The 14,135-nt window shown below is 63.0% G+C and carries 11 protein-coding genes; 5 read left to right on the top strand and 6 right to left on the bottom strand.

The window, feature by feature from the left end; genetic code table 11:
- Positions 1-64 precede the first annotated feature (64 nt).
- Complete coding sequence (locus FVW59_RS10275) at positions 65-1,366, top strand: aminotransferase class V-fold PLP-dependent enzyme (RefSeq protein WP_148064178.1); 1,302 nt, start codon at positions 65-67, stop codon at positions 1,364-1,366.
- A gap of 11 nt (positions 1,367-1,377) precedes the next feature.
- Here FVW59_RS10275 and FVW59_RS10280 read toward each other — a convergent pair whose 3' ends face one another.
- On the bottom strand, positions 1,378-3,423 hold the full coding sequence (locus tag FVW59_RS10280; protein WP_148064179.1) for an amidohydrolase family protein: 2,046 nt from the start codon (positions 3,421-3,423) through the stop codon (positions 1,378-1,380).
- Positions 3,424-3,646: 223 nt separating this feature from the next.
- On the opposite strand from FVW59_RS10280, the gene FVW59_RS10285 reads away from it, so the two are divergent.
- A complete protein-coding gene (locus FVW59_RS10285) occupies positions 3,647-4,441 on the top strand; it encodes a helix-turn-helix transcriptional regulator (protein ID WP_148064180.1) in 795 nt (264 codons plus the stop codon).
- Between the two features lie 20 nt (positions 4,442-4,461).
- Here FVW59_RS10285 and FVW59_RS10290 read toward each other — a convergent pair whose 3' ends face one another.
- Complete coding sequence (locus FVW59_RS10290) at positions 4,462-4,953, bottom strand: RidA family protein (RefSeq protein WP_148064181.1); 492 nt, start codon at positions 4,951-4,953, stop codon at positions 4,462-4,464.
- Positions 4,954-5,260: 307 nt separating this feature from the next.
- Here FVW59_RS10290 and FVW59_RS10295 point away from each other — a divergent pair, with 307 nt between their 5' ends.
- Together FVW59_RS10295 and FVW59_RS10300 are read left to right on the top strand one after the other, a co-directional pair.
- Positions 5,261-7,486 carry a TonB-dependent receptor gene (locus FVW59_RS10295; protein ID WP_148064182.1) on the top strand — a complete coding sequence of 742 codons (2,226 nt, stop codon included), beginning with the start codon at positions 5,261-5,263 and terminating at the stop codon, positions 7,484-7,486.
- A 92-nt stretch (positions 7,487-7,578) separates the two neighbouring features.
- A complete protein-coding gene (locus tag FVW59_RS10300) occupies positions 7,579-7,929 on the top strand; it encodes a hypothetical protein (protein ID WP_148064183.1) in 351 nt (116 codons plus the stop codon).
- A gap of 20 nt (positions 7,930-7,949) precedes the next feature.
- On the opposite strand, the gene FVW59_RS10305 is transcribed toward FVW59_RS10300, so the two are convergent.
- Entirely contained in the window at positions 7,950-8,708 is a 759-nt protein-coding gene (locus tag FVW59_RS10305; protein ID WP_148064184.1) for a YIP1 family protein, read from the bottom strand.
- Positions 8,709-8,874: 166 nt separating this feature from the next.
- On the opposite strand from FVW59_RS10305, the gene FVW59_RS10310 reads away from it, so the two are divergent.
- Complete coding sequence (locus tag FVW59_RS10310) at positions 8,875-10,122, top strand: M61 family metallopeptidase (RefSeq protein WP_148064185.1); 1,248 nt, start codon at positions 8,875-8,877, stop codon at positions 10,120-10,122.
- Here FVW59_RS10310 and sstT read toward each other — a convergent pair.
- The 3 genes from sstT to FVW59_RS10325 form a co-directional block, all read right to left on the bottom strand.
- Positions 10,119-11,315, bottom strand: coding sequence for a serine/threonine transporter SstT (gene sstT / locus FVW59_RS10315; RefSeq protein WP_148064186.1), 1,197 nt, complete (start codon positions 11,313-11,315; stop codon positions 10,119-10,121). The genes FVW59_RS10310 and sstT overlap by 4 nt on opposite strands.
- Before the next feature lie 67 nt (positions 11,316-11,382).
- Positions 11,383-13,629, bottom strand: a complete 2,247-nt coding sequence (locus tag FVW59_RS10320) for a xanthine dehydrogenase family protein molybdopterin-binding subunit (protein ID WP_148064187.1) — start codon at positions 13,627-13,629, stop codon at positions 11,383-11,385.
- On the bottom strand, positions 13,626-14,087 hold the full coding sequence (locus FVW59_RS10325) for a (2Fe-2S)-binding protein (protein ID WP_148064188.1): 462 nt from the start codon (positions 14,085-14,087) through the stop codon (positions 13,626-13,628). Before FVW59_RS10325 ends, FVW59_RS10320 begins: the two co-directional genes overlap by 4 nt.
- Between the last annotated feature and the right edge of the window lie 48 nt (positions 14,088-14,135).

The following is a 14,135-nucleotide window of genomic DNA, read 5'->3' on the forward strand; positions in this document are numbered from 1 at the left end:
TACTTTATGTGTATGTTCTAAACAGTTTTTTCAACCCAGGTAATGTTCAGCGGAGGCAGCGGCAATGAGCCAGACGGAGAAACCCGGCAACCAGAGGCAGTCGGCGCCGCCGCCCCTGTCGCGAAGGACATTTACCTCCGGGCTGCTGGCACTTCCACTGGCCGGCAGCTTCAGCCTGCAAACAGCGCAGGCCAGTGGGCCCGGCCCCGGTGGGCTGGCGGACAGCAAGGGCGATTTCGATCTGTCGGGCATCTGCCTCAACGGCGCCTCGATGCACCCGGTCAGCCGCGGCGCGGCACAGGCCATGATCCGCTATGTCGAACAGCGTGCCGGCAGGGCACCTGAACCGCCGGTCACACTCGGCGCCAACCGCGACAAGGCCCTGCGGGAATTCGCCGGCCTGTGCAATGCGGACCTGGATGAACTGGCCTGGGTTCCCACCACCACCGCCGGCGAGAATCTGGTGGTTGCGGGTCTGGGCTTGCCCAATTCACGACAGCGCGTGGTCAGCGACGAGTATCACTTTGAAGGTTCGCTGTACCTCTACAGTGAACTGGCCAAACGGGGTCTGGATTTTCACCTGGTCCGCGCCCGCAACCAACGCATCGACCTGAACGATATCGAGCGGGCCATCACCCCAGGCACCCGCCTGGTCGCCTTGACCCTGGTCTCCAATGTCTACGGTTTTCAGCACGACCTGAAAGCGGTGTGCGACATTGCCCACGCGCGGGGTGCCCTGGTCTACGCCGACATCATCCAGGCCGCCGGCGCCGGCCCGCTGGACCTGCACGCCAGCGGTGTCGACTTTGCCGCCTGTGCCACTTACAAGTGGCTGATGGGCGACTTCGGCGCCGCCTTCCTCTACGCGCGGCGCGACAGTCAGCAGTATCTGCAACCCAGCCAGTGGGGTTACCGCTCGGGCAGCCTGATCACTCATTTCGCGCAACAATCCGGAGAGAAGCTGCCGCTACTGGAGTCACGACCCAATGAGGGGCTGGCCGGCATTGTCGGTGTTGGCACGATCAGCCATTCCGCACGAACAGCTCTGGCCCACTCCCTGCCCTACCTGCGAGCACTGGGCATGGAAGCGATAGATAACTGGCGCCAACCGCTGCTAGCCATGCTACAGGAGCGTATGCCAGCAATGGGTTTCACGCCGCTGACGCCACCTGAAAGCCGTGCAGCCATTGTGGCCTTTGCGATGAAAGGCGCCGCCAGGCAACTGCAGGCACCGCTGGAACAGGCCGGCATTGACGTATCGGTGTACGAGAACCACCTGCGCATCTCCCCATCCTTCTTTAACGACAGGGACGATATCGAGCAACTGCTCGAAGTGATCAGCCGGGCGCTGGCCGGCAAGGTATAGCCGGATTCACCTCAGTGCGCGCCGCCTCGCCGTACCATTTCGGGGGCGGCGGCAAAGGGAGTCACGCCAAGCTCTGCGTATATTTCCTCTGGCAGATAGACGCTGTCACCTTTCACCACCAGACGCGGTCGCTTGATGGCTTTGATATCCCGGGTGGGATCCTCAGCCAGCAATACCAGATCGGCCAACTTGCCAACTTCGATACTGCCGGTCTGCGCATCGGTGCCGAGATGCCGGGCGGCGTCAAGCGTTGCCATGGACAGCACCTTCGCCGCCGGAATACCTGCCAGCGTGTAGAGCTCAAGTTCACGCTGCAGGGTGAAACCAGTGGTATCGTCGGTTCCTGGCAGCAGGGTGATGCCCGACTGGTAAAGCAGGTTCAGGCAGTCGAGGATGCGCTGGAAGGCTTGCGCATAGCGCGCCTCCTGCTCAGGAGATTCCAGCGTTACGTAAGTCCGCTGGCGATAGCGCTGATAGCCAATCGGCATGTGTGACAGAAAGTCTCTGTCGGCCTCGATGACGGTACCGGCGCGACTCATCATCAGGCGTTCCAGAATGACCGCGGTGGCGTCCATCGCCACACCGTTTTCCTGCATCAGCTTGATCGTCTCCCGCACTGGCTCGGCGTTGAGATCCAGATTCGCGGCGCGCTGCATGGCTGTCAGCCGCAGCGGCGTGCGGGTGTCTTCGCCCTCATCCAGCAGCCAGCCGAGCATCAACTGGTTGATGTGGGCAATTTCGTTATAGCCGTCGCGAATGCTTCGGTCCGGCGAGCCAAAGGCGGGAATGTGACCAGTGACGCGCAGGCCACGGGCGTGGGCCCGGGTCGCCACCGCCTTCACCCAGTCGGGGTCGATGGAGTTGTAGAGTTTGACCTGAAAGAAACCGCGATCGGCATACCAGTCAACCGCTGCCAGCGCCTCGTCCTCCGACTTGGCGAGAATACCGTTCTGGGCCGCGTAGGGGCTGTCACCCTCAATGAATCCGGCCCGGGTAATACGCGGACCGGCAATCTCTCCGGCGTCAATCTGCGCCAACAGGGCTGCCAGCTGTGCATTATCGTTGCCCATATCGCGGGTTGCCGTCACCCCGGCAGCCAGATAGTAAAGACCGGAGCGACCGGTGCTGTGTGAGTGCATGTCGTGCAGTCCGGGCATCAATACGCCGCCCTCGCCATCGACCACCAACCGTTCACCTACTCCCGGAGCTGACGCAGTGCCGAAGGGGCGAATGGCGGCAATACGCTGCCCCTCAATACGCACCGTGCTCGGCGCGCCGAGACGGCCGGAGGCCGGGTCGAAGGGTCGCACATTCTCGATCTCCACAGGGATACCGTAGCGGTGCGCAAGTTGCTGCTGTAACGAGGCCAGCTGGGCAGCGGCCACCCTATCGGCAGCCTCCTTCAGGCTGTGGTGAATATCGCGGTGGCTGTCCAGCAGCGCGATAGTGCCGTCGTCAACGACTGCCACCGCCCGCCGCTCGGCATCCAGGAATACGTAGCCGGGATCGAGTTGCGCCCCGACCACCTGATAGGGCGTCAGTGTCAGGGGCTTGCCGAGGTGCTCGACCTGCACGGGATCAAGCTGCCTGAGCTGGATACTGCCCTCCGGCAACACGTCACTGCGATGCCCCTCCACCGACAGCAGGTAATCGACATAGAAAACGCTGCCCCAGGGACTGCCATCGTTAACAATGTAGGGCAGCGGCGCGGGCACCGGACGCTCGCCGCTGTCAGCCTGCGACTGCCAGCGCGCCAGACCGGGGGAATATTCGAAGGACTCGCTGACTGGCCCACCCATCAGTGAGGTACCTTCAATACGCCATGACACTGGCAGGCCCTGTGCGCCCAGCACAATCTGCTCCCGGTGCTTTGGGCCGCGCCCGTTCTGGTCGACATGGTATTCGACCTCGATATGCGAGCCCTGACGCTCTGCGGCCACGTGCCCGACCACTTCACCGTTCTGGAGCAGGTCCCAGCGTGTGGATTGCGCCATGGATACGGCGCTGAACAGCGCCAGGCCCATAGCCAGCAGTTGCATCGTTAAACGTGATTGCATGGGTAGTCGAACCTCTCTGGCAATAATCAGCGGGCGGCGAACCGCCTGCAGCAAGGCTGCACGCTACTACAATTTTTGTTGATCATAAATACTTTTAGTTGATCTCCTGCCTGCGGAGCTTGCCGCTAGCCAACAGGGCAACAGTTTCTGTTAGCATTCAACGTCAGGTTGAGGCCGCCACGTATAGCGCGCACGCCTCCGCACTCTGCCCAAGGGGAATATTTTGGCTGCCAAACCTTCCAACAGTCGCAAATCAACGACCCGCGCCAAGGCCGCCTCTGCCGGCAAAGGCCGCTCAAACGGGGCCGCCGCCCTCCCCGGCGCACAGCTCAATCAACTACTGACCGGGGTCGCCGAGGCCCTGAGCCACATTGTCGATGCGCAAACGGAAGTGGTGGTGCACGACCTGCGGCAACCGGAGCAGTCCATCGTCGCCATCGTCAACGGCCATGTGAGCAATCGCCACAAGGGCCAGTCGGTGTTGTCAGTGCCAGAGGAAGATGCCGCCTTTGCCAGAATGCTGGATCGCGACGTGCGCAAAACCGCCAACGCCGTTGAAGTCACCGGCAACTACACCACGCACACGCGCAGTGGAAAGAGCCTGAAATCCTCCTCTGTCGTACTCTATGACGATCAGGGAGCCCCGCTTGCGGCGCTGTGCCTGAACCGCGACCTTGGCTCCGCCGAAAAACTGCTTGAAACCCTCAAGGCCCACGTCTTTCCGCACACCGATGCAACGCCTGCAGACGCTGTCGAAAGCGGCGAAAAAAACGACCGCAATGGTGAAATGACCATGGAAGAACTGGTCAGTGACATTATCGAAAGGGCGCTAGCCAGCACCGGCGGCGTCAGCGTTGAACGCATGACCAAACAGGAAAAAATGCAGGTGGTCAGCCAGATGCACCGCCGCGGCCTGTTCCTGATCCGCGGTTCAGTGGAGCGCGCCGCCGCCAGCCTGGGGATCACCAAGTTCACGATCTACAACTACCTCGACGAACTCGGCATCTCCCGCAACTGAATGCCGCCGGCCGGCTGCAGCTAGCTGCGCAGCAATACCTCGGCCTCGATTTCCACCGCGACTCCCGCCCCGAAGGGCAGCTCCGCCATGCCGACCGCGGAGCGTGCATGGGCGCCGCATTCGTCGCCGAACAAAGCCAGCACCAGATCGGAGAAGCCGTTGATAACCCGGGGCTGCTGCACAAAGCCCGGGGCGGAATTCACCATGCCAAACACCCGCCCCCAGCCGGCGATACGATCCAGCGATCCCAGCTCGCGCTGCAGGCTACCCAGCATGGAAAGGGCCACCTTGCGCGCCAGCTGGTAGCCCTCTTCTGCGGTGACATCGCAACCCACCTTGCCAAATGGGCCGGCCAGCGTACCGTCGACATTCTGGGGACCGTGACCGGACACAAAGGCGCGATCGCCGCGCACATTGACCATCCTGAATGGCAGCCGCACCCCTTCCGGCAATACCAGCGGCGCGGGCAGTTGCAGGCCCATGTCAGACAGTCTCTGATCGATTGAATTCAAGCCGGTCCCTCTCAACTTCAGCAGACGGGCACCATTCGCCACCGCAATCGGCGCCCTCCAAAACGCGCATTCTTGCGCCGACCTGACCCGATTTCAACTTTTATTGTATATATTGCATATTTTGTATGCTTTTTTGCTTTTTATTTATTGACTTCTACAAAGTGTTTATCAACTATTGGCCCCTCGTGCGGGTCCGCTGCCGGCCCCCTGGCGACAGAACCGACGTTCTCGCCAGCACAGCGCGGCCCGCTCGGGGCACCGACTAATTCACACATGCGCACTGCAGCGCATCACCAGGGGAAAAAACATGCGGATGAAGTTTCTGGCACCAGCGGTCACCACAGCTTTCGCGCTCAATCCGGTCACAGCGGCGGTAGCGCAGGAGACGCGCAACGTGCTGATTGAAGAAGTGGTCGTAACCGCGCAGAAGCGGGAAGAGCGACTCATTGATGTGCCGGTCGCCATCACCGCCGTCAACTCCCAGAACCTGATCGACCAGAACCTGGTATCCATCACCGAGTTCTACAACCGCGTACCCGGCCTGCAATTCGGCGGCGCACCGGGCGGCAACGAAATCAGCAACCTGTCTCTCCGCGGCATCACCACCGGTGGCGGCACCAACCCCACCCTGGCGGTACTGGTCAACGACGTCCAGTTCGGCTCGTCGACCGAAAATGGCCAGGCCCCCATCCCCGACTTCGACCCGGCCACCCTGGAGCGTGTGGAAGTTCTGCGCGGCCCCCAGGGCACGCTGTATGGTGCCTCCAGCCTCGGCGGCCTGATCAAGTATGTGCTGCGCAAGCCTGATACTGAAAGCTTCTCCGGTCGCGTAGAGGCCGGTGCCAACAGCGTCAAGGGCGGCACCGACGGCTACAACGTGCGCGGCTCGGTCAATATCCCGATCGTCGAAAACAAACTCGGCCTGAACCTGAGCGGCGTCTATCGCGAAGATCCCCGCTACATCGACAACATCGGTACCGACCCCGAGTCGCACAATGTCAACAAGGCGGAAACCACCGGAGCGCTGGCTTCACTGGTCTACTACCCCACGGACCGACTCACGCTCAACCTGTCCGCCCTGACCCAGGAGCAGGACACCGAGAACAAGGCGTCCATCGATATCGCTTCCGAAGGCAATTTCCACCAGGCCAACGGCGAATCCATCGACACCATCAACGCCGTACCCGGCAGCATGGTGCGCGAGTTCGACCAGTATATCGGCCGCGTCGACTGGGACCTGGACTGGGCGACCTTCACCTCGATCACCGCCTACGGCGAGAGCCTGCGCGAGGAATCCCAGGACGTTACCTATGTATTTGGCCCGCCCCTGTTCGGCATTGCCTATCCGGGTTCCTCCGACGATTCCCGCATCGACATCCTGAACAATGTCTACACCGACAAGTTCTCCCAGGAACTGCGCGTGTCAGGCGCCAACGAGGGCTTCAACTGGATGGTGGGTGCCTTCTACACCAAGGAAGACACCCTGCTTGAGCAGACACTGATGCTGAACGACCCGGCAGCGGCCGGCGCCTACCAGGTGTACACCAGCCAGGGCCCCTCGGATTACGAAGAGACCGCAGTTTTCGCCGATGCCACCTTCAATCTCACCGACCGCATCGACCTGCAAGTCGGCGGGCGCTACGCGCGCAATGAACAGGAAAACATCTCGCGCACGGTTGTCGATCAGGCGGCGGCGCCCATCTTCGGTCTGTCCGAAACCAGTGTGATCGACTCGGACGAAGCGGCAGCAACCTGGGTGCTCTCCCCCAGCTACCGCTTTAACGACGACATGATGGCCTACATGCGCGTGGCCACCGGTTACCGTCCCGGCGGCCCCAACTCAAACCTCGGCAACCTGCCCAGCGAATTCGATTCCGACTCGGTGATCAACTACGAACTCGGTTTCAAGGGGCAACTCGGCGCCGACCTGACCTTTGATGTCGCCGCTTTCTACATCGACTGGGAAGACATCCAGCTGCAGAACGCCGACGCGGTGTCCTCCCTGACCTTCTTCACCAACGGCGGCCAGGCGCGCAGCCAGGGTCTGGAATTTGCCACCGAATGGTCGCCCCTGGACGGCCTGCTGATCAGCGCCAACGCCACCTACACCAACGCGGAGCTGAGCGAGGACATTCCGTCCATTGAGGGTGCCAGCAACCTGGTGGGTGAATCCGGCGACAGCCTGCCCTTCACACCGGAATTTGCCGCCAACTTCTCGGTTCGCCAGAACTTCAGCATCAACTCCCGGATACAGGGCCATGCCGGCATCATCTACACCTACGTGGATGACCGGCCCAGCGAGTTGCTGAACAGCGACGCAGCGCGTCCGCGCTTCGAACTGCCCAGCTACGAGCAGGTGGACCTGAACCTGGGCCTGACCATCGACAGCGTCTGGAAGGGTACCTTCTACGTGCGCAACCTGAGCGATGAGCGCGGTGTCGTTACCGCCATGAACCGCAATGGCACGGCAGCGCCGAAGGCGTCGTTCACCCTGCCGCGCACCATTGGCTTCAATATCGCGAGGGAATTCTAGGCCTCCCGGCGCAGGGAAAAGGGTGGCCGGGAATTGGCAAAGCGATTGAATCAGGGTAGCGTAACGCCACCCGGACTCAGGAGATGACATCCGTGAAATACCGCACGATTACCCGGCTCGCCCTCGCCCCCCTGCTATGCGCCGCCGCCAGCCTCCCCGCCGCCGCTTTCGACTGGCCCTGGAGTGACCAGGGCAGTACGCGCTACAGCTACTGCAAGGGCTTTGTGGTAGCGGGCCTTGGCAGCCTGCCAGTAGAACAGTTGTCGCGCACCCAGCTGTGGCTTGCCTGGAACACCATCAATCGCGAGGGTATCCCGCCCGCCTCAGCGCCCGACGCGGACTACCAGAGCGGCCACCAGCAATTCAACCAGTTGGCGGCAGCGGGCAACCTGGATCAGCTGCGCCAACTGGCCAATGGAGACTGCGCCCTGGGACGCAACTGAGCCGACAGACGCTTGGCGGCTCAGTTCTCACTGTCGCCGCTGGTCTGCTGCGCTCCGTCCTCGAAGCCCTTGAGGAATTCGCCCATCTTGCGGCCCGCTTCCTCGGGGGTCATATCCTCGGTGCCGTCAAACTGGCTGCTGAAGTTTGCCATCTTGTCCTGCAGCTGACGCGACGCGTATTCACTGCTGACGTTGGAAATCATCAACAGGGCGCCGAGCACGCCAAACACGATCATGGAGATACGGCGCTCGCGCTCGTGTACGCCCACGCTGGCCTCAATCATCAGGTAGGTGCCCCAGGCCACGGTCACGATGATGCCGAGATAGGGCAGAATCGACAGTAGCGCCGCCACCGGGTACAGGGCGGTGGCCGCGGACCAGCAGCGAAAGGCGGTCTCGTAGTCCTGGCTCGAGCCCATCAGTTTCCAGATCACGAACAGTATGGCGGCCCCGATGAAGCCGCCGATAACGGCGAAGATGGGGAAAATGACGATGCCGGCAAAGCCCGCTGCCAGCATACCGACATTGGACGCAAACAGTGACAGGACTGCGGCGACAACCCCGCCGAAAGCGGCCATCACCGCGGCAAAAATCACCGGTTCCAGAAAGCCGCCGCTGCGGGGCATGCCGCGATAGAATCCGCCGGGATCGGTGAGCACCTGCCTGGCCTGCGCGATCACCTGGTGAATGTCGAAGGTACTGCCCTGGGCCGCAGCGGACTCCTGCTGACCGCTTTCGTTCGGTGATTCGGGTTGTTGTTGTTGTTCGTTATCGTTCATACGCTGCTCCTGTGCGTGCTGTGCGGCGACCAATGCCACCCGGACTCTCTAACCATAGCAGTAACCGGGCGGCCTTCAAGGCAGATCGGCTAGGCGGACACCGTTTCTCCCTGCTACGCTTGGCGCTCCCCATCAGGGGCCCCGATACCATCACAGAGGATGCCCGATGTTTCAATCGTTTCGCTGGAGGCTGCCATCACTGGCCCTGCTACTGGCCCTGCTACTGGCCGCAGGCACTGCCGCTGCCGACACTTACCAGGTCAACTACGCGGTGCGCGTTGACCCGGCGCAGGGCGAGGCCGAGGTGGCTATCAGCCTCGAGGGCAAGCGCCTGCCCAGCCGCCTGACGCTGCATATCGATCCCGAGCGCCACAGCGATTTTCGCAGCGAGCAGAAGCTGGAGGTGGACGACGACACCGTCACCTGGCACCCCGCCGGTAAACAGTCACGTCTCAGTTACCGCTTCGCCATTGAAAACCGCAAGGGCAAGGATAGCTACGATGCCATGATCACCGACGACTGGGCGGTGTTTCGCAGCGATGCGCTGATTCCGCCAGTGGCGGTGAAAGCGGCAAAAGGGCTGGAATCGGAAGCCGTCCTCGATTTTGACCTTCCGGATGGCTGGTCATCGGCTGCGCCCTACGACAATTTCGACAAAGCCGGCAACCGCTTCCGGATCACCGACCCGGGCCGCAGTTTCGTGCGTCCCAAAGGCTGGTTGATTCTCGGGCATATCGCCAGCCGCCAGGACATCATCAGCGACATCGACGTGCGGATCGCAGCACCGCGCGGGCAGGGCCTGCGTCTGCAGGATACCCTGGCCTTTATCGGCTGGACCCTGCCACACCTGCGCAAGATCTTCCCGGATTTCCCGCCGCGGATGCTCATCGTCACCGCCGACGACCCCATGTGGCGCGGCGGGCTGTCGGCGCCCAATTCCCAGTTCATGCACCTGGACAGGCCGCACATCAGCGGCAACCGCACCAGCAGCCTGGTCCATGAAATGGTGCATATCGGCACCTCGATTCACGGTACCGATCGCAGCGACTGGATTGTCGAGGGCATCGCCGAATTCTACGCGGTGGAAATCCTGCATCGCTCCGGTGCCATCAGTGAGCAGCGCTTCCTGGAAACACTGGACGAACTGGCCGCATGGGGCGAGGAGTCTCCCGGCCTGTTTACCGGCGATTCCTCCGGTGCCACTACCGCCAAAGCGGTCGGCGTCATGTACGCGGTCGATCAGGAGATCAGAGAGAAAACCAGCGGCGAGGCCAGCCTCGATGATGTGGCCACCGCCCTGGCGAAGGACGGCGGCACGGTGTCGGTGAAGGACTTTATCGATACCGCCGAGCAGGTCGCGGGCGGCTCTCTGGAGGCCCTGCAGACCATCCGGCAGCAACTGGACGAGGACTAGCCGTCTGCCCCGCCGCGCTGATCCACCGCGTAGGTATAGATGACATCGGTGCTGGAGTTGAGGGCGGTTTCCGCCGAGTCCTGAATCACGCTGATGATAAAGCCGACCGCCACCACCTGCATCGCCACATCCACCGAGATGCCGAACAGGGAACAGGCCAGGGGCACCAGCAACAGGCTGCCGGAGGGCACGCCACTGGCGCCGCAGGCGGACAGGGCCGCGATCACGCACAGCAACAGGGCGGTGGCAAAGGAGACCTCGATACCCAGGGTATTGGCCGCCGCGAGGGTAAGTACAGTGATGGTGATGGCGGCGCCGGCCATATTCACCGTTGCCCCCACCGGGATGGTCACCGAGTACAGCTCCTCGCTGATACCGAGCTTTTTCGCCAGCGCCAGGTTCACCGGGATGTTGGCGGCGGAACTGCGGGTAAAGAACGCGGTAATGCCCGATTCCTCCAGGCACTGCAGCACCACCGGGTAAGGGTTGCGACGGGTCAGCAGGTAGACGATCAGGGGGTTCACCACCAGCGCCACAATCAGCATACAGGCCACCAGCAGCAGGGCGAGGCTGGCATAGCCGGCCAGCGCCTCGACCCCGGTGGTGGCCACGGTCACGCAGACCAGGCCAAAGATCCCCAGGGGCGCCAGGCGGATGACGTAGCGCACAATGTCGCTCACCCCGTCCGCCAGTGTCTGCAGGTGTTCCTTGAAGGCCGCCGACGCGCGGCGAAAACTGATGCCCAACAGTATGGCCCAGGTCAGGCAACCGAGGAAATTACCGGTCAGCAGGGCATTGACCGGGTTGTCGATCAGCTTGAACAGCACGTCGGCCAGCACCGCGGCCACCGCCACGGGGGGGCTGCCCTCGGCAACATCGGTCAGGGTAATGGTCTGGGGGAACCACTGGCTCATCAGCAGCGCCACCACCGCGGCACTGATAGTGCCCGCCAGATACAGCAGGAGAGTCAATAGCCCCTTGCGGCCATCGGCGCCGCTCTCGTGGCGGTTGGCGATGGCCGACATGACCAGCAACATCACCAGCAGGGGCGCCACCGCCTTGAGCATGCCGACAAAGAGCTGGCCCAGCAGCCCCAGGGGTTCCGCCACCGCCGGAGCCGCCATGCCCAGCAGGGCCCCCGCCACCACACCGATCAGTATCTGTGGCACCAGGCCCAGTTTAAACAGCTTCATCTACGTCCCCGCTTCAGGTTTTATGCGGGGGCGATTGTAGCAAGGGTCCCGCCGAAATGCGGCGGTTTCAGACGCTAAAGTGTTGCGACAAGGGCAGTTCCCGGATCCGCTTGCCGGTGGCAGCAAACACGGCATTGGCGATACTCGGTGCAACCGGCGGCACCCCCGGCTCGCCCACCCCCGCCGGCAGAGCCTCGCTGGGTACGATGTGGCTGCGAATGGTCTTCGGTGTGTGCTGGATACGCGCCACGGGGTAGTCGTGGTAATTGGACTGCTTGACCGCTCCACCCTCGAAATCAATCTGGCCCAGCAGGGCAACGCTGAGACCAAAAATCATGCCGCCCTCCATCTGGGCTTGCACCCGGTCCGGATTCACCACCGTGCCGGCATCGATCACACCGTGCATTTCCAGCACCTGTAACTTGCCGTCCGCAACCGATACCTTGCTGGCCACCGCCACGTAACTCAGGAAACTGCGGGTGACCGCCAGTCCCCAGCCCTGGCCGGCCGGCAGTTTTTCACCCCAGGGGATGTTCGCCACCAGGGTGCGCAGTACGTTTTTCAGGCGCGCGGTGTCGTAGGGATACTCAGCAATGGGTCGGCCGTAGTTGCTGAACTCGAAGCCCTCCGGGGCAAAGTCCAGGTGGCGATCCTCGCCGATCATCGCCTCCCAGTATTCCGCCGGGTCGCGCCCGGCGGCGTGGGCCAGCTCGTCGACAAAGCTGCAGACACCGAAGGCAAAGGGAATGTTGTAGACCGAGCGCAGCCAGCCGATGCGGGTATGGGCCGGCGCCTCGTGGCTCTCCACCCGCAGGTTGGGAACCGCGAAGGGAACACTGCCGAAGGTCTGGCTGAGGTCGCCGTCCTCCATCAGGTTGACCGAGGTGTCAAAGGTGGAGCCAATCGGTGGCGTGGCCTGGCGCGCCAGCCAGGCAGTGGTATTGCCCTCCTCGTCCAGCGCCGCCCGCAGGAACATCGCGCTGCAGGAGTGGTAGTAATCGTGGCGAATATCGTCTCCGCGGGTCCAGGCCACCTGTACCGGTTTGCCGACGTGGGCGGCAAGCCGCGCCGCCTCCACCGAGAAGTCGGGCTTGGACTTGCGACCGAAGCCCCCGCCAAGCAGGGTGACATGCACCTTGACCATGGCCTTGTCGAGGCCCAGGGCGGCGGCAACGGCCGCCTGGGTCGCCTGCGGGTTCTGGGTCGGCGCCCACAACTCGCAGCCCTCACCGCGCACAACGGCGATAGTTACCGGCGGCTCCATGGGTGCGTGAGCCAGGTAGGGCGTGCGATAACCCGCTTCAATCACCTTGCCGGCAGTGGCCAGGGCGGCGTCCACATCGCCCCGTTCACGGGCCACCTGGCCGGGTCCGGAGCGGACTTTCTCCTGCAGGGCGTCCAGGTAGGCTTCCGAGTTGTGCTCGCTGTGCTCGCTGGGGGTCCACTTGACCTGCAGGGCCTTGCGCCCCTTCAGGGCGCTCCAGGTATTGCGGGCGATAACCGCCAGGCCTTCAACATTATTGAAGCCTGGCGCGCCCTCCGGGGCCTTGAGCTCCACCACATCCAGCACACCGCGTACCTTGCGGGCGGCAGTGCCATCGTAGGAAGCAATGCGGCCTCCAAGGTGGGGGGTGCGTTCGATGCTGGCGTAAACCATATCGGGCAGCGTCACATCGGCACCGTAGACCGCCTTGCCGGTGGTAATGTCGTGCAGGTCGACCATGGGCACGTCGCGGCCGATGTAGCGGAACTGCTCGCGGGACTTGAGTGTGAGCGCAGCGGGGTCGGGTACCTCCTGCTGCGCGGCGGCGGCGGCCAGCTCGCCGAAACCCAGTGCGCGGCCATCGCTGTGCAGGACCCGGTGCTGCTCCGCCCGGCACTGCTCCAGCGGCACTCCCCAGCGCTCGGCGGCCGCCGCTTCCAGCATCTGTTTTGCCGCCGCGCCCATCTGGCGCATGGTGGTGTAGAAATTCCGGATGGATCGGGAACCGTCGGTATTCTGGCTGCCGTAGGCTGCGTCGCCGAGCGCCTGCACCACTTTCACCCGGGCCCAGTCGGCCTCCATTTCGTCTGCCACCACCTGGGGCAGGCTGGTGCGGATACCGGTACCCATTTCCGAGCGGTGGGCGATGATCTCTACCGTACCGTCTTCCAGCAGGCTGACAAACAGGTTCAGGCGCTGCCCGCTGGCCTCGCTACCGTGTGTCGCCGCGTAGCTTTCTCCGCTGACCAGGCCGCCGAGCAGCAAGCCAGAAGCGGAAACACCGGTGAGGGCCAGAAAACGCCGGCGACTGAGGCGAACAACCGGATTCATGATGCGTCCTCCCCTTGCTTCGCAACATCGTGGATGGCGGCGCGAATGCGCGGATAGGTACCGCAGCGGCAGATATTGCCGCTCATGGCGCTGTCGATGTCATCGTCCGATGGACTGGCATTGCGCGCCAGCAGGGCGCTGGCGGACATGATCTGGCCCGCCTGGCAGAAGCCGCACTGGGGCACATTGTGGCGGCGCCAGGCTTCCTGCACCGGGTGGGAACCGTCCTCAGACAGGCCTTCTATCGTAGTGATGTCACCCTCACTGGCGGCCGACAGCGGCAGGCGGCAGGCGCGGGTGGGCACGCCGTTGAAGTGCACCGTGCAGGCGCCGCAGATGGCATCACCGCAGCCGTAGCGGGTTCCGGTGAGTTTCAGTTCGTCGCGCAGTATCCACAGCAGGGGTGTATCGGCGTCGGCGTCCGTCTCGTACGCACGGCCGTTGACCTTCAGTTTCATGGCAGCAATCCCGTCAATTCCATCAATCACCCACCAGCATAGCAGGCC

It is taken from the genome of Parahaliea aestuarii (assembly GCF_008064635.1).
GTDB lineage: Bacteria > Pseudomonadota > Gammaproteobacteria > Pseudomonadales > Halieaceae > Parahaliea > Parahaliea aestuarii.